Source organism: Pedobacter sp. MR22-3, assembly GCF_026240075.1.
GTDB lineage: Bacteria > Bacteroidota > Bacteroidia > Sphingobacteriales > Sphingobacteriaceae > Pedobacter.
Genome location: NZ_JAPIVF010000002.1, coordinates 420,185 through 437,375, shown reverse-complemented (window position 1 = coordinate 437,375; position 17,191 = coordinate 420,185). Strand labels below are relative to the sequence as shown.

Genomic DNA, 17,191 nt, shown 5'->3' with positions numbered 1-17,191 from the left:
CAGTCTAAAGTCTTCAGTCAATAGCCTGGAGTCTATTAATAATAAAATCCCGTTTTGAGTAAAATCAGAACGGGATTTTTATTTTGGTTAAAGCACTAAAGTTGATGTTTAATCTTTTAGATCTGCTGGAAAATAATATACAACCATTCCTAATCCTATATCTGCGATTATCACTCCAAAATCTGCGGGAAAACATATATAACCATCCTACACTGCGCTTATCACCCTAATCAGCGGGAAAATAATGTACATCCCTTCCTAATTCCTATTCTTCAAAAATTCTTCTAACAGATCTAAATAACTAAAATCGAAAATCAACACAAATCTTTACTGATGACGGCCTTATTTAAACTCATAGCCGCAGTCATAACAGTGGTAGCATTTCTTCGCGAAGAATGGAAGGACTAAAAATATTAGAGACAATACTTTTACCCATGAACTGTGCTTATCTTGTGTTGCCATCCCATAGCTCACATTTAGTGAACCACATTTTTCACAGGCTACACCAGCCGTTTCTTCGGGCGTATATTCACTAAATTCTTGCTGATCGAGTACCGGATATTCGACAGCAAGCAATTCATTTATCGTCATGACGTCTTTTTCAAATACAATCAGCTTTACTCCTCCAATTGCCTGATTATAAAGCGGATTAAGCGTTGCAACATTTTCATCTGCAAGAAAACAAGCAAAACCACTATCTTCCAATCTGGATTTAATAATATTGGCTTCCATTGGATTATAATATGTGCTATGCACTATAGTTTTATCGCTCATGTTGTTAAAATAATGATTATTTGGGAATTAAAAAATTTATATGCGGAAAAATAATGTATAACACTTTATAATGCTATGCCTTTCAATCTGCGTTTATTATTCCCAAATCCGCGGGAAAATAATGTACAACCATACCTAATGCTATGACCCCTTCAATCTGCGCTCATCGTTCTCAAATATGCAGAAAAATAATGTACAACCATACCTAACACTATAACCCCTTCAATCTGCGGTCATCATCTCCAAATCTGCGGGAAAATAATGTACAACCATACCTAATGCTATAACCCCTTCAATCTGCGCTTATCATCTCCAAATCTGCGGGAAAATAATGTACATCCATACCTAACGCTATAACCCCTTCAATCTACATTGATCATCCCCAATCACCAGAAAAACCCAACCTAATTCCTTAAAAACTCCTGCCACCAATAACCCGAATATTTAATTGTCCTCACCAGTGTTTTAAAATCTGTGTGCACCAAACCGAACCGGGCATTAAAGCCTTCTGCCCATTCGAAGTTATCCATTAAAGTCCAGACCATGTAACCGGTAATATTGATTCCTTCTTTCTTTGCCTTTAGCAAGGCACTTAGATACAGTTCAAAATATTCGATCCGCTCGGCATCTACTATATTTCCATCTGTTAGCTTATCATGGTATGCAGCACCATTTTCACTAATCACCAAATTTTTAATATTAGGATAGGCAGCAAATTGCTTAATAATCCTATAAAAACTATCAGCATTAATCTCCCAACCCATTGCGGTATGCGGTTTCTTTCTGCTCTTCGCTTTAACTTCCCAGGCCTGAATCACAGGGATAAAAGCATTGTATTTTATGGTTAGAGGGAAGTAATTTTGCAAACCAATAAAGTCGAAATCAAACTTCATGCGTTCATTTAATCGCCAGGTGCCGTATTCAATTTGAAATTTCTCCAGTACATCCCAGTTTTCTGTCGGAAAACCTAAACCCTGAGCGGGTTCAACAAATAATCTGTTCATTAAACAATCTACCCGCTTGGCAGCCAGGAGATCATTATCGCTATGCGTATAAGGAATAATCTCAGAGCAGGAATAGGTTGTACCAATATTGGCATGTTGAATTTCAGCACGAAGAATCCTGCCCCCGTCAGCCTGTGCAATGGCGGTATGTAAAACAGCAGGAAAAAAATTACTTAATCCGGTTCTGCCAGGTGCATGGATTCCCAGCATGTAACCCAATGATGTGAATCCGAAGGGTTCATTTAACACCAGCCAGTTTTTAACTTTATCGCCATATTCTGATGCACAGCGGCTTACAAAAGCATTAAATGCGGCGTTAATACTGAAACTTGTCCAGCCACCTTCATTTTCCAGTGCCTGTGGTAAATCCCAATGGTATAAGGTAATGCATGGCGTAATACCCAGGGTCAGACACTCGTCGATCAAATTATGATAAAATCTGATTCCTTGCTCATTAACTTCTCCCCTTCCTTCCGGTAAAATTCTGGGCCAGGAAATGGAAAACCTGAATACCTTAAAACCCAAAAGCTTAACAAGCTGAAGGTCCTCATGGTATTGATGGTAGAAGTCGCATGCCACATCCAGTTTATGTCCCTTTTTTATTTTTCCACTTCTGGCAGAAAAGGTATCCCAGATGGAAGAACCTTTGCCATACAGCTGTGCAGCACCCTCTATCTGTGCTGCAGCAGTAGCCACCCCCCATGAAAAATCATTACCGAAATCACTTGCTTTAATCATCTTATCAATTGATTGGGCGTAAGTTGCAAGTTTACTATTAAGAAATCATTAACAATTAAGATGGGATAAAGAATTTTAACCATTTTACAGCTAAATTATTCCCTTCATATTATGTCAGACGATTTTAGCTAAAAATTAAGTCAGGGTTAATCCAATTTCCTTCAGCAAAATTGCAGCATTAAAAGTAGCACAGGGCCCCTCTTTCAATTTATAATCAAATTTCATCTCACCATTTGCAATTTGAATATCAAAATGAAAATTACGAAGTGTTTGTTCGTGATCATTTTTAAGATCAGCCAATTGCAGATCATGGGTAGCAAAAAGTGCAGGTGTGCCTTCTGCAATCAGTTTTTCTACAAAAACTTTCGATCCAAGGTATTTATCTCGACTATTGGTTCCCCGTAACATTTCATCAATTAACACGAAGGTATCTGGATCACGAACGACATGATCCAGAATCATCTTCAAACGATTGAGTTCTGCTTTGAAGGTAGAAGTGCTTTCATTCAGCGAATCTTTAATCCGCATGTAGGTATTGATCGAGAAAACGGAAAGACTCATCGATTGTGCACATACCGGTGCTCCGGCATAAGCCAATACCATGTTGATGCCCAGTGTACGAAGGAAAGTACTCTTTCCAGCCATATTGGAGCCTGTTATAATATCTACAGTAGGTTCTGCTTCTAATGAAAAAGAATTGGTTATTCTTATGTTGGGTGAAATTAAAGGATGGCCAACCGCTATGGTACTTAAAGCAAAGGCATCTGCGATTTCCGGGAAAACCCATTCCGGTTCATTATGGGCTGAAGTAGCCAGAGAAATCAATTCTTCAAAATCACCTAGATGATTAAGTGCCGAAATCACATCATCAGATGAAGATTGATACCATTGATTTAGTTGAATGCAGCATTTAAGATCCCATAAAGACAGCGCATTGAGTACGGTGCCGACTACAACATTTAACCTGGTATCAAAACGCTGTATAATTTTAGACAGGCCTTTGATTTCCTGGCTAACGGGTATTTTCGAATGAAATAAAGCGAGGATATAGGTACTGGTCCATTGATGGTTTTCCGTCCATAAAATGGCATCAGCATAACCATTCAGTAAATTAGAACTGCCCCCGAAGCTATAAAACACCATATTTATTTTTGAGTTTTGGAGTACGGTAATACCAATGTTAATGATCATATATATGGTAATGACATTCCAAAAGGTACTGTTTAAAAATATTGCGGCTAAGAATATTATTCCGGAAATATAAGGCGTAATGGCAACATAATATTTCAAGATCTTCTTACGAATAAAACCCAGCTGTTCACCTAACTGAAATTTGAGCTGAATTTTAATCTGCTCAATTTTTTCCACATCGTGGCCATGCAGGTTAGCCCTGAAATCGAAAGTATCTTCAATTTTTGTCTGCATTTCTCTTACAGCCTCCTGCCTCTCTAGCATTTTGTTCCTGGATGTTTTTTCTGCTAAACTTTTAGCCAGCAGTTCTTTACCATTTTTAGTATAACACCTGTTTATCAAACCATAAAGTGATGCATTTCCAAAAACATCAAGATCAGAGGAATAGGGGTGAATCTCTGATTCAAACGATTTGCCATCATCGTAACCATTAACCTTACCGTTTAAAATATTCCATTCATTTTGATAAACCCACAACAGTTCTTTTTGATATTCAATTTCACGATCCAGTTTACTTTGCTTTTTAACAATATAAGCGAATACCAGAACAGGCAATAAGAGTAAAATCTGAAGAAGTGTTCGCCAGCTATCGTCAGCAGAATTAAGAAGCAAAACGAAAAATAAAATTTCGATGAGAAAGAGTCCTATTCTAACCAGAGAGAGCTGATCTATCTGCTTTTTCGTCTGATCAATCCGATGGGTTACTTCACTAATTTTTTGGCTGTAACCAGATATTATTTGTGCTTGCGTTTTTAACATTATCTTTGAATCGCTGAAAATTCTAAAGATAGCAAAATATTAAATGAAGATTACCTTAATAGCCATTGGCAAAACGGAGGATAAATATTTGATTGAAGGAATTGATAAATACATCAATCGCTTGAAGCATTATATTAATTTTAACTTTTTAGCAATCCCTGATGTGAAGAATGTAAAAAACCTGAGTGAAGCACAGCAAAAGGGTAAAGAGGCAGAGTTATTACACAAACAAATTAATAATGGCGATGTTGTTATTTTGCTGGATGAAAAGGGGAAAAAATATTCCTCTGTAGCCTTTTCAGAATATTTGAACAAACAGATGATTGGCAGTGTTCAACACTTGATTTTTATCATCGGCGGTCCATATGGTTTTGATGAGCGCATATACCAAAGGGCAAATGGATTAATTTCCTTATCCGACATGACCTTTTCACATCAAATGATCCGTTTATTTTTTGTGGAACAATTATACCGCGGATTCAGTATTCTAAAAAATGAACCTTATCATCATGCCTAAGATGAAAGATATGGAAAATGGTAGATGTAAAGGATGAAATTGATATGGATTTGCTTTTCATTAAGCATCATTAAATAAAAAAGATATGTTAGATAAATATAAACGCCAGTACCGGTTCAGAAGTAATCAAAGTGGAAACAGCAGAATGTTATGGATTAGTATTATCATTTCATTGGTAATTGTAGCAATCCTTTATTATTTCTTTTAAACAAAAAAACACCAGACAAATGGCCTGGTGTTTTCATCATATCCAAGTGAAAGACTAAACGCCTTTTTTGCTTGTCATACTTGCTTTTTTAGCTGGAGCAGAAGTTTTAGTAGTGGCTTTCGCGCTTGCCGAACCTTTAGTACTTGCAGCTTTCTGTTTTTTATCTGCAGCTACTTTTTCTTCAGCTAAGCTCACTTCCGCCGGAGAACCCTGAGTTTCAGGCGTATCTTCCGTAAATAATGGCAAATCTTTCAATAAGTTATACCAGGTAATGATTTTTTTCATATCTGAAGCATAAACTTTTTCCTGATCATGACCAGGGGCAACTTCTAAAAAGTAAGCGCGTAAATCACCTTTTAAATCAGGAGTTGATCCCTTTTCAGAAATTTTAGTAAAAATATCTGCAAGTTTGATCTCTTCCTCTTCGCCATATACGGTAATATCTTCCAATGAAGCCAGTTTTGTATTGGTAATATTGGCTACCACTTTGGTTTTCTGGGCATCTAAACCCTCTAAAATATAACCTACTTTATTTTGTCCAACCAGTTTAAATAATCCTGGTCTGCCGGATACGGCAACAATTCCTCTTAAATTCATAATATATTTGTTAAGCGGTTAGCGGCTGGTGCATCGCGAAATAAACGCTTATCGCCAAACGCTCAACGCAATTTAATCTTCAATTATCTCAATTCCTACAATTTTATCTCCCTGACGGATATCATCCACAAGATCAACATTTTCAATTGCTTTACCAAAAACGGTATGATTGCGGTCTAAATGTGCCGTATTGGCTCTGCTATGGCAGATAAAAAACTGAGAACCACCGGTATTGCGACCGGCATGAGCCATAGATAATACGCCACGGTCATGGTATTGATTTTCACCATCAAGCTCACAATCAATCTTGTAACCCGGACCACCAGTGCCTGGCATACCAGTAGCACCATCTTTGGAATTCGGACAGCCGGTTTGAACCATGAAATCAGGAATTACACGGTGGAAAGTCACACCATCATAAAAGCCTTCGTTGGCTAATTTTTTAAAGTTTGCAACTGCTTTAGGAGCATCTTGTTCAAAGAACTCAACAGTCATATTTCCTTTTTCGGTTTTTATTATTGCTTTACTCATATCAATTGGGTACTAATTTAAAATTTAACACGTTAAAAAACAGTTCATTTTTTAAGTAAAGGGCAAAAATAACAAAATTGTATCAATCCAATACCATTAAATTTTTCTAAACAGTTTAAATGCGTAATTTTAATAATTTAAACATCTGCATTTTGAGAAAAAAATATTATATCTGGATATTTTGTTTGTGCTGCACACTTGGTGCTCGCGCATCCTCCCTGTTAATTTATATGGATGAAGACCAGAAAAACCACCTGAAAGCCTATGGCATAGCATATTGGACCATCAGCAAGCAGGTAGAAGTAGATTGGCTTTTAAACTACCGTGGAGGCAGTTTCCTGATTAAATACAATAAAAACGTTGAAGATGAATTGAAGATCAGGGGTGTTTCTTACGAGGTAATGGCCGACAGCAAAGTGATTAACCTTTTAAATGAAATCAGCGATCCATCCGTAAATATGGAAATGGTTAAACTGGAAAAGACACCCAAAATTGCTGTATATTCCCCTAAAAGTAAACTGCCCTGGGATGATGCAGTAACGCTTGTGTTGACCTATGCTGAGATCCCTTACGAGGTTATTTACGATGATGATATCATTCAGGATAAATTAAGCAAGTATGACTGGCTCCATCTGCATCATGAAGATTTTACTGGTCAGTATGGTCGGTTCTGGTCTAACTTCAGGTATGCCAAATGGTATCAGGATGATGTTAAAAATCAGGAAGCCCTGGCCAAAAGATTAGGCTTCAAAAAGGTTTCGGAGATGAAACTTGCCGTTGCCAAACACATTAAGGAATATTGTGCCGGCGGCGGCTTTATGTTTGCCATGTGTTCCGGTACAGATAGTTTTGACATTGCCCTGGCAGCAGAAGGGGTAGATATTTGTGCCCAGATGTTTGATGGGGATGGTGTTGATCCAAATGCACAATCCAAACTCGACTTTAACAAAACACTTGCTTTTCAGAATTTCAAATTGGACAATAACCCAATGAATTACGAATTTTCAGATATTGACGTTACGCAGTTCAGAACGCTGAACCAAAGTAATGATTACTTTACCTTATTTGATTTCTCGGCAAAATGGGATTTGGTGCCAACCATGCTGACACAAAACCACGATAAGGTAATTAAAGGTTTTATGGGCCAGACCACTGCATTTAAAAAGAGTTTGGTTAAGCCTAGTGTAACTGTTTTAGGCGAAAATAAGGGTGCTGCAGAAGTGAGGTACCTTCATGGAGAAATCGGGAAAGGACAATTTACCTTTTATGGTGGCCACGATCCTGAAGATTATCAGCATGCCGTTGGCGACCCTCCTACTGACTTAAATCTACATCCAAATTCTGCAGGTTACCGTTTGATCTTAAATAACGTGCTTTTTCCGGCAGCGAAGAAAAAGCCACAGAAAACGTAATCAGGCATTCAAAGAAAACCTAACATATACAATTTAATCATATTCCTGATTTGTATACACTTCACAAAGGTGTATTGAGTCCGTCCTGAGTTTATATCTCAATCTTAAATCAATGTAAAAAAGCACTGGCAAACAATGCTTTAGCACTGAAATTATCAAAGCATCATACTTTGGCACAGCTTTTGGAAAGAGGCATGTAATTAACAAAAGGTTTCGGCCTTGATTATTTTAAACATGATTTTTTATCTAAGAAAGATATTATGAAAAAGTTACTATTAAGTGCATCAGTGGTATTATTGGCAACGGGTGCTTTCGCGCAAACAACAACCATGACTGGCTCTGATGCTAGATTCGGAATTAAGGCAGGTGTTAACTTATCAAAGTTCCACATGGGCGGAGATAACGCTTTATCAAATGCATACAATGACAATGTAAAAAATAATGTTGGTTTTAATGTTACCGCATTTGCAGATTTTGGTGTGGCAAACAACTTTTTTATTCAGCCAGGCGTTTCCTTACAAAACAAGGGTGATAAGTTTGAATCAGTTAATTCAGCAACTGTAAATAACACAACTACAACTGTTACCACTACGGGAAAAAGAAATTTAATGGCAATTGAAGTTCCAATCAACGCAGTTTTTAGAATTCCTACTGGTACAGCCGGTGCAGTACAAATTAGTGCTGGTCCTTATATAGGCTTCAACATTTCTGGTAAAAATAAAGGAGATATAACTACAACCGTTACAAACAATACGACTAATACAAGCTCATCATCAACTGTAGCGAATGACACCGACTTATCTTTCGGTAGTGCAACAAACAAAAATTTTGCTAGTACAGATTTCGGTGCAAACTTTGGTTTAGCTTACCGTACCAATTCTGGATTCTTGGTTGGTGCAAACTATGGTTTAGGATTGTCAAACCTTATCCCTAAAGATTCAAGAGCGAATAACGATAACAAATTGACTAACCGCGTATTAGGTTTCTCAGTTGGTTATTCTTTCTAAGAAAGCGTAAAATTTCAAAAGCCGTTTTGATTCATTTCAAAACGGCTTTTTTGTTTAGAAATTTTAAAGTCCATTATTCGCTATAATATATTACGGCTGAATAACTGGCATTGACTACCTAATTCCTATAATATTCATCAAAGTTGACAAAGCTTATTTACTAAATCATATTCACTTCATGATTGTTCAATGAAATAGTATTTAATGGCCTTGTATCAAGGAGCATGAAGAAGCTGCTGAACTACTACAGTCAACACTATTAATTTGCTAGTCGTAAAAATTCCAGCTTACACCAAACTTCAATAAAGCATCCTGCATAGGATAGCGGTTAACAGTATAGTAACCCGGCACAAACAAACCCTGGTTAATGAAGTCGTATTTAATAAACAGGTTGGCCCTTTTTAAATTGGCTTTCAGAAAAACATCAACAATAGGCGTAGATTGGTAAACCGTACTGCTGCCCACATAAAACTGCGCAGTGGCTGGCGAATATGAATAATTGGCATATTCAGAATTGTAGCGCACATCAAAACCAATATTTGCCTTAAGTACCTTAAAAAAGGTATTGTTCAGGTAAAAACTGTTATAGGTATAAAATTCAGGGGTTCTTAAGATTTCATTCCGGTCTGTTTTTTGGTAAGCCAGATAATTTTCTAAAACAAATTTGCCAAACCGCCACTTTTTGGAAACATCAAACCTGATCAGGCTGATATCTCCATCTACCTGCTTTGGCGCGATGGCATTGGTACCGTTACTGTCATCCATACCAAAATATAAATAATTGCTGGTTAAAAAATACTTCGCTCCTGCTGTAAAATCATATTTGTCATTGATAAACTTGAATGAAAGGTTAGCGATTTTGGTATTCTTAAAGCCTGTATTATCCCAGCGGTAATGGTTACCATGATAATAGTTAAAAAGTTGTGAGGGAGACTGGTTCTGAGCATAAGCACCCAATTCTATCCTCCCTACCGATTTACTCAAAAGGATTTTAGTTTTGGCTTCATATAAATAATCACCGGCATTTTCGCCCTGGAGAATCTGCTGTAAATCCAGGTTAAAATCAATGTTATTAGAGAAGCGATAACCAGCAGACCCTAAAACAGTAATGTTCTGATAAGAAAACTTGCTTTCTTCGTAGGTAAGTCCATTGGGTTTAAAGCCTAAAAACCTGTGCTGGTAATAATCATGACGAATCCCGGCATCAATTTTCAGCTCATTTTTAATTACTGTTGAGTTTTTTGGACGCAAAAAGAAACTGTAAATAAATTCATTTTTAAGGTGTTTTACCTTAGTTGAATCATTGGTAAAACTAGCATCAGCCAATCCCGGTGGCATTACATTATTTACATCCAGCTCATTCTTAAAAAAACTGTAATTGTCGCTATTATATTCTACGGTATAGGTTACTTTATTGGTTGGTAAAACGGCATTATTAACATTTGCTGAAGTATCAATCCGGCCCACGTAATAGGTTTGCCTTAAAAACAAAGTATTTTTTCGGTATAAATTCCTGGCTGTATTTAAGTTAACGGCTTCTGCAGTCCTTTCAATTTTCTGATAACCTGGCTCAAATATGTTGGGGTTGGTGTTCGAACCATTTTCATATGCCCGCATGGTATTAAAAATAACGGATGCCCACATATTATATCGCTTACTGGGAGACTGGTACCATGAAAATACGGCAACATTTAAATTATCACCCCGCTCCCTGCGGTAAAAACCACGTGAATCGCCACGGTTAAAATTAACGCCAACATTCCAGTTTTTTTTAATGTTCTGACTGTGAATCATTTTAAACAGCTGCTCTTTTTGTCCGGCACTGATCAGGTATAAACTCGAATATGGTGCCCTGGCCTGATAATACACAATATCATCCGGAGTTAAAGCGTAATAATCTAAAGAATGAAAACCTACGTCAAAGCCAATTCTTTTGCTTGGCTCATAAAGCAAAGGCCTGGCAGAAAGCCCCATGTTTCCATTATTGATGGTTGGGTGTTCCGGCTGTAAAAGCGGGCTATAATTCTGGATATTTGTAGTAGAAGTATCAAGCGGCAGCAATACGATACTGTCTTTACTTAAGCCGAGTTTGGTATAACGGATAAATTTAGCCGTATAGATAATCGAGTCTTTACTATCCAGTTTTTTCCTGATGGAATCTGCTTCCGTTTTATTATTAATGCTTGTTTTTAAATCCTGTGCAAAAGTTTTGTTAATGCCGGTAAGCAGTAAGATGAAAAGAAAAATTTGAGCCAGTTTACCCATCTTACAGTTCAGCAATTAGGCGGGTTAAAATTTCGGTCATTTTAGGCTCTGCCTTTGCAGCAGCAGCTAAAATCTCATCCAGGTTAAAGGGTTGTAAATCTTCCGGGAAACCTTCATCTGTCAGCACAGAAATGGCAAACACCGGCAAGCCCGCGTGGTTGGCAACAATTACTTCGGGTACAGTGCTCATGCCTACAGCATCTCCTCCTATTAAACGAAGGTATTTATATTCTGCCTTGGTTTCCAAATTCGGACCTGAAACGGCTACATAAACGCCTTTATGGCATTTTATATCTACTTCTTCAGCAATCTTTAAGGCCTTTGCAATGACATCACGTTTGTAAGGTTCACTCATATCCGGAAAACGCGGACCCAATGAACTTTCAATTAAGCCCCGTAAAGGATTATTCGGCTGAAGGTTGATGTGATCTTCAATAATCATTAAATCGCCTTTTTTAAACTCGGGATTCAGTGAGCCTGCGGCATTAGAAACGATTAAGTTTTCAATACCCAATCCTTTCATTACCCGAACCGGGAAAGTAATTTGCTGCATGCTATAGCCTTCATAATAATGCAGACGCCCTTGCATGGCGACTATTTTCTTACCGTTTAAGGTTCCAAAAATTAACTTACCGCTATGAAATTCTAAAGTAGAAATAGGGAAATTCGGAATATTCGAGTACATCAGCTGATGTTCGATTTGTATTTCCTTCACCAGGCCACCTAAGCCAGTGCCTAAAATAATACCAATTTCGGGCTTAAAGTTCTCGGTTTTACGTTTGATGTATTCAACGGTTTCTTCTATTGCTCTTAACATAGTTTAAAATAAGTTCATCAAAGGTAATCTTATCTTCCTCAAATAATTCAACCTCGATGGGTAAAAAATATACCGGTAAATTTACCAGTAAATCTTTAAATCCCGCAGCTTTTAAACGTTTGCTATCCTTTTCTGTTGTGATGATGATTTTTTCTTTTCTGTTACCCGATTCATAAGCTGATTTAAACTTTTTGATATCATCCGTTTTAAAGGCATAATGATCAGGAAATTTTTCGTGCTTAATGGTTTTCGTATATTTCTCCAGTTCCTCAATTAAAGGATCCGGATTGGCAATACCGGTTAATAAATATATTTCAAAATCCCTGATTGTTTCCAGCGAACGTTGCTCTTCTGTATACAGCTGTTTCAGATCACCATATTTTAGGTAACTATGCAGTACTTTCTGGGCATTATTGGGTTGCAGTTCATTTATGGAAGCCTGTTGGGCAACATGTAACAAAGGCACCGGAGATTTGGTGACCAGTAAAACCTCGGCCCTTTTCCGTGATGAAAAAACATCTCTTAAGTTTCCGGCGGGAAGTAAAAACTGTAGGGTTCCCAGCTTGCGGAATTCAAAAAGCAATATATTCAATCCTGCCTTAACGGGGCGATGCTGAAATGCATCATCCAGGATAATGAGGTCATGACCATCTTTTAATTTTTCGATGCCCTTAACCCGGTCCTCACAAACGGCCACGGTGATGCCCTCAAACTTCTGATAATACTGTAAAGGTTCATCGCCGATGCTTTTTGCAGTTGCCCGGTCATCAGCCAATATAAATCCTTTCGTTTCCCTTCCATATCCCCTGCTGAGTATGGCGATTTTATAACCTGCCAGCAACCTCACCAGATATTCTGTTGTAGGTGTTTTCCCTGAACCACCAACGGCCAGGTTACCCACGCAGATTACAGGCAAATCAAATTTAACTGAACTTATAATACCCCAATCATACAGTTTTTTACGAAGCGTAATGGCAATCCCATAAATAAAAGAAAAAGGCAGAAGTAAAAGGCGCAAATAATTAAGTAGCATCATGATGTGTTCAAAATTACTGATTATTTAAAAAAGAAAAGTACCGCGTTATGGCGATGCCTATTAAAGCAACCCCAATCCAACAAAAAATGTTTTTCCAAATGTTTAGCTGATTTGCTGAAACTGATTTATCAGAGACAGCATGAAAGTCTGTTTAAAAAATAATCTGATGCAAAACTTTACGTAATTGGCCCGTATTTTTATTATCATTGTTATTATCAAATGCAGCATCATGTCTCCAAATAAACGTTTAGTAGTTGGCCAAGGCCAGATCAGTGGCTATATTTCCATATTCCTTGCCGTTTTAGTCCTGCTTGGGATATTGTGTTTTCATTACCCCGAGAAGCTGACCACGCCAGAATTTAGAGAGATTTACACTAAAGACAGTATGGAAGTCTTAATGCTCGGGGGCGTAATTGCTTCATTCTTTTTCGCTGCTTTAAGTATTATTTTAAGCAAGAAACTTAAATGGGGCTGGCCGGGTTTCGCACTGGCGGCGCTGGCGGTTATCCTGGGTGCCTTGAGTGTGGAAGGCAGGGATGTAGCCAAATCAGGCTGGCATTTTGGCCTTGACTGGATGATTCTGGATTTACTGCTGATGGTTGCTATTTTTGTTCCGCTTGAGCTATTCTTTCCAAAGAACAATGAACAAACCAAATTTCATGAAGAATGGCGTACCGATTTAACCTATTTTGTCATCAGCCATTTGTTTATCCAGTTTTTCGGAATCATTACCCAAAAGCCTGCTGTGTTATTTTTCGGCTGGATGGGATTAGATAAATTACATACCTGGGTACAAGGCTTACCTTTCATCGTGGCCTTATTTCTTGCCTTTTTTACTACAGATTTATTTCAATACTGGGCGCATCGCTTTTTCCATACCCGTGTGGCGCTGTGGCGTTTCCATTCCATCCACCATTCTACACAGCATATGGATTGGCTGGCCGGTAGCCGAACCCACTTTATTGATATCTTTTTTACCCGGGCCATGACATTCATTCCTTTGTACGTCCTTGGTTTTTCCTCAACAGTGTTTAATGTGTACATCATTTTTATCGCCATCCATGCCGTATTGATCCATGCGAATACCAGAATTAATTTCGGGCCGATTAAATATATTTTTACTACGCCGCAATACCACCATTGGCACCATTGTGAAGATCCTAAATATTACGGACATAATTTCGCATCTATTTTCCCCTTTATCGATATGATGTTCGGAACCTATTATTTGCCGAAAAATGAGTGGCCTGCGGGTACAGGCGTACATGAGGCATCATACCCAAAAGGATTTGTCAAGCAATCCATTTATCCTTTTACCAAAAGTCCGTTTGATACTGACTTAAATATGGAGGAAAGAAGCGACAGATAAGTTTGATCGATCGCTTTCGTTTAGCATTTGATTGATGACTTCAAACATTCTTCATTTAATTACCTTAAATTGCGGAATATGTTTGATGCCGATGTGATGATTATTGGAGGAGGCCTTGCCGGGTTGGTGAGTGCCATTCATTTATCGCAGGCAGGCAAGAGGGTAATTGTGATCGAAAAAAATAACTATCCGCACCATAAAGTTTGCGGTGAATATGTTTCGAATGAGGTATTGCCATATCTTACCACCTTAGGCGCAAATCCGGCCATTTTAAATCCAGCAAACATTACTAAATTCGAAATGAGCACACCAAAAAGTGCCCTGGTACATGCTGATTTACCTTTAGGTGGCTTTGGGTTGAGCCGTTTTTCATTTGATCATTTCTTACAGGAAAGGGCAAAACAATCAGGTGCGATCCTTATCCATGACACCGTTGTAGATGTAGTTTACGAGGATGAAATCTTCACCGTTGTAAGCAAAGATAATCGCTACAAAAGCCGTATTGTAATTGGCGCCTATGGCAAAAGATCAAACCTGGATCTTAAACTGGAACGTCCTTTTATAAAAGAAAAATCTGATTGGCTGGCCATAAAAGCACATTATACAGGTGATTTCCCAAACGATCTTGTTGCGCTGCACCATTTTAAGGGTGGCTATTGCGGGGTATCAAAGGTAGAGCATCACTTTATTAATATCTGTTACCTGGTTAACTACGCTTCCTTTAAAAAGTATAAGAATATCAAAGAACATCAGGAAAATGTATTGTTTCAAAATCCACATCTGAAAATGATCATGGAAAACAGCACCCTGCATTTTGATGTGCCAATGAGTATCAGTCAGATTTCCTTTGAACAAAAAGAATGCGTCAGAAACCATATTTTAATGGTTGGCGATACTGCCGGATTGATTCATCCGCTCTGCGGCAACGGAATGAGCATGGCCATCCATGCGGCCCAAATCGCCAGTACGCTAATTTTAAAGTTTTTAAATGGAGAAGTGGCCACACGGAAAAATCTGGAAAATGCCTATACAGCCGAATGGAAATTTCATTTTAATTCGAGATTAAAAACCGGGAAGCTCCTTTCAGGGTTACTAAGAAAGGAAGGCCTGTCTGAATTTTTAATCAATGGTTTGGCTAAATTCCCGGCACTTTTGCCTGAAATCATCAAACGTACACACGGAAAACCCATAACAATAAATTAAATGCCGGTAAACACCAGAACCAGAAGCAATGAACCCGAACTGATGGATGATTTTGCACTTGAGGGGGAGATATTGAGGGATGCACTTGACAAAATTGCCAGCATAAATAAACTGCTGGGCGGAAACAATGTAACCCTGCATGGTGTTAAAACTTTAATTCCTCACCTGCACACTCAGAAAGAAATATCCATTCTGGACGTAGGTTGCGGAAACGGCGATATGCTGAGAACATTGGCAGACTACGGACAGAAAAACAATATAAACTTTAAGCTGACGGGTGTTGATGCAAATGCTTTCACCATCAAACATGCTGAGGGCTTGTCTGTAGCTTATGAAAATATCAGTTATGACTGTGTTGATATTTTTAGCGATGCGTTTAAAACTAAAGATGTTGATATCATTTTATGTACATTAACCTTGCACCATTTTAAGGATAACGAAATTTTAGCCTTAATGCATGCATTTCAGCAGCAGGCTAAACTTGGCGTTGTGATTAATGATTTACACCGCAGCAAACTGGCCTATTATTTATTTAATGCGATATGTTTAGTATTCAGGCTGAATGACATGTCAAGAAAAGATGGACTGGTTTCCATTTTAAGAGGGTTTAAAAAAACTGATCTGCAGCGATATTCATCCACATTAAAATTTAAAAATTTCAGCATCCGGTGGAGATGGGCTTTCCGTTACCAGTGGATTATAAAATCAATATGAGCGTAAAAATTAAAGCCGTTAGCAAAGCCTTACCACCTTTTAACCGTGCCACTGAAGAGATTGTACCGTTTCTGGATGCCTGGCTAACCGGGCAGGACGAAAGGTTTATCCGGAAAGTGAAGAAGATTTTCGAAAATGCAGCGGTTGATAAACGCTATTCGTTCATGTCGCCGGAAGAGGTTTTTAGTGATGCTTCATTTGAAGAACGAAACAAAATCTATATTAGAGAGGGGATTAAACTGGGTACGCAATGCCTCACTGATGCTTTGGAAAAAGCCAATTGGAACCCCGGAGACCTGGACTTTCTGATTACGGTGAGTTGCACCGGGATTATGATCCCATCTTTGGATGCTTTTTTAATCAACGAATTAAAACTCCGTCAGGATGTTGTTCGCCTACCGGTAACCGAAATGGGTTGTGCTGCCGGTGTTTCAGGAATGATTTATGCCAAAAACTTTTTAAAGGCAAACCCAGGCAAAAGAGCAGCAGTTGTTGCTGTGGAATCGCCAACGGCAACTTTTCAGTTAAACGATTTCTCCATGACCAACATTGTAAGTGCGGCTATTTTTGGTGATGGTGCAGCTTGTGTGTTATTATCTTCACATGAAGAAGATGAAGGGCCTGAAATTATCGCCGAAGAAATGTACCACTTTTACGATGCGGAACACATGATGGGTTTTGACCTCACCAATACTGGTTTAAAAATGGTTTTAGATATTGAAGTTCCGAATACGATAGAAGCACATTTCCCGGATATTATCCATCCTTTTCTGGCTAAGCAAAACCTGAAAATTGATGACATTGATTATTTAATCTTCCATCCGGGAGGAAAAAAAATTGTACAGATGGTAGAGGGGTTATTTGGTGCACTCGGAAAGAATATTAATGACACCAAAGAAGTTTTGCGCCTTTACGGGAACATGAGTAGCGCAACTGTATTATATGTTTTAGAACGTTTTCTGGATTCAAAACCTGCCGAAGGAGAAAAAGGCTTAATGCTGAGTTTTGGTCCGGGGTTTTCAGCACAAAGAATTTTAATCGAATGGTAA

15 protein-coding genes are annotated in these 17,191 nt (G+C 38.2%); 7 read left to right on the top strand and 8 right to left on the bottom strand.

All coding sequences use genetic code 11. From position 1 onward, the window contains the following. Positions 1-342 precede the first annotated feature (342 nt). The 3 genes from OQ267_RS05705 to OQ267_RS05695 form a co-directional block, all read right to left on the bottom strand. The gene (locus OQ267_RS05705; RefSeq protein ID WP_265835183.1) at positions 343-774 is read right to left on the bottom strand and encodes a putative signal transducing protein; all 432 of its coding nucleotides are present in this window, start codon (positions 772-774) and stop codon (positions 343-345) included. A 404-nt stretch (positions 775-1,178) separates the two neighbouring features. Then, on the bottom strand, positions 1,179-2,516 hold the full coding sequence (locus OQ267_RS05700) for a GH1 family beta-glucosidase (protein ID WP_265835182.1): 1,338 nt from the start codon (positions 2,514-2,516) through the stop codon (positions 1,179-1,181). A 135-nt stretch (positions 2,517-2,651) separates the two neighbouring features. Continuing rightward, on the bottom strand, positions 2,652-4,466 hold the full coding sequence (locus OQ267_RS05695) for a MutS-related protein (protein WP_265835181.1): 1,815 nt from the start codon (positions 4,464-4,466) through the stop codon (positions 2,652-2,654). 43 nt (positions 4,467-4,509) lie between these two features. Between OQ267_RS05695 and rlmH the strand changes: the two genes are divergently transcribed. After that, positions 4,510-4,983: a 23S rRNA (pseudouridine(1915)-N(3))-methyltransferase RlmH gene (gene rlmH, locus OQ267_RS05690; RefSeq protein WP_265819809.1), complete on the top strand. Its 474-nt coding sequence runs from the start codon at positions 4,510-4,512 to the stop codon at positions 4,981-4,983. 262 nt (positions 4,984-5,245) lie between these two features. Here rlmH and OQ267_RS05685 read toward each other — a convergent pair whose 3' ends face one another. Both OQ267_RS05685 and OQ267_RS05680 read right to left on the bottom strand, forming a co-directional pair. After that, complete coding sequence (locus OQ267_RS05685; RefSeq protein ID WP_265835180.1) at positions 5,246-5,788, bottom strand: DUF5606 domain-containing protein; 543 nt, start codon at positions 5,786-5,788, stop codon at positions 5,246-5,248. Between the two features lie 72 nt (positions 5,789-5,860). Continuing rightward, positions 5,861-6,319 carry a peptidylprolyl isomerase gene (locus tag OQ267_RS05680; protein WP_088301977.1) on the bottom strand — a complete coding sequence of 153 codons (459 nt, stop codon included), beginning with the start codon at positions 6,317-6,319 and terminating at the stop codon, positions 5,861-5,863. Between the two features lie 230 nt (positions 6,320-6,549). Here OQ267_RS05680 and OQ267_RS05675 point away from each other — a divergent pair, with 230 nt between their 5' ends. Further along, the gene (locus tag OQ267_RS05675; RefSeq protein ID WP_088302022.1) at positions 6,550-7,731 is read left to right on the top strand and encodes an asparagine synthetase B; all 1,182 of its coding nucleotides are present in this window, start codon (positions 6,550-6,552) and stop codon (positions 7,729-7,731) included. A 260-nt stretch (positions 7,732-7,991) separates the two neighbouring features. Then, positions 7,992-8,738: an outer membrane beta-barrel protein gene (locus tag OQ267_RS05670; RefSeq protein ID WP_265835179.1), complete on the top strand. Its 747-nt coding sequence runs from the start codon at positions 7,992-7,994 to the stop codon at positions 8,736-8,738. Positions 8,739-9,005: 267 nt separating this feature from the next. Here the strand turns inward: OQ267_RS05670 and OQ267_RS05665 are convergent, their stop codons facing one another. Genes OQ267_RS05665 through lpxK form a run of 3 tightly spaced genes read right to left on the bottom strand, consistent with a single transcriptional unit; the run spans position 9,006 to position 12,856 of the window. After that, entirely contained in the window at positions 9,006-11,018 is a 2,013-nt protein-coding gene (locus tag OQ267_RS05665; protein WP_265835178.1) for a putative porin, read from the bottom strand. Next, on the bottom strand, positions 11,005-11,820 hold the full coding sequence (locus OQ267_RS05660) for a purine-nucleoside phosphorylase (RefSeq protein ID WP_265835177.1): 816 nt from the start codon (positions 11,818-11,820) through the stop codon (positions 11,005-11,007). Before OQ267_RS05660 ends, OQ267_RS05665 begins: the two co-directional genes overlap by 14 nt. Beyond that, a complete protein-coding gene (gene lpxK / locus OQ267_RS05655) occupies positions 11,792-12,856 on the bottom strand; it encodes a tetraacyldisaccharide 4'-kinase (RefSeq protein ID WP_265835176.1) in 1,065 nt (354 codons plus the stop codon). Before lpxK ends, OQ267_RS05660 begins: the two co-directional genes overlap by 29 nt. A 229-nt stretch (positions 12,857-13,085) precedes the next feature. On the opposite strand from lpxK, the gene OQ267_RS05650 reads away from it, so the two are divergent. The 4 genes from OQ267_RS05650 (at position 13,086) to OQ267_RS05635 (ending at position 17,191) form a co-directional block, all read left to right on the top strand. Further along, positions 13,086-14,225, top strand: a complete 1,140-nt coding sequence (locus OQ267_RS05650; protein WP_088302019.1) for a sterol desaturase family protein — start codon at positions 13,086-13,088, stop codon at positions 14,223-14,225. Positions 14,226-14,303: 78 nt separating this feature from the next. Beyond that, entirely contained in the window at positions 14,304-15,428 is a 1,125-nt protein-coding gene (locus OQ267_RS05645) for an NAD(P)/FAD-dependent oxidoreductase (protein ID WP_265835175.1), read from the top strand. Further along, positions 15,429-16,142, top strand: a complete 714-nt coding sequence (locus OQ267_RS05640) for a methyltransferase domain-containing protein (protein ID WP_265835174.1) — start codon at positions 15,429-15,431, stop codon at positions 16,140-16,142. Then, complete coding sequence (locus OQ267_RS05635) at positions 16,139-17,191, top strand: type III polyketide synthase (RefSeq protein WP_265835173.1); 1,053 nt, start codon at positions 16,139-16,141, stop codon at positions 17,189-17,191. The genes OQ267_RS05640 and OQ267_RS05635 overlap by 4 nt, the downstream gene beginning before the upstream one ends.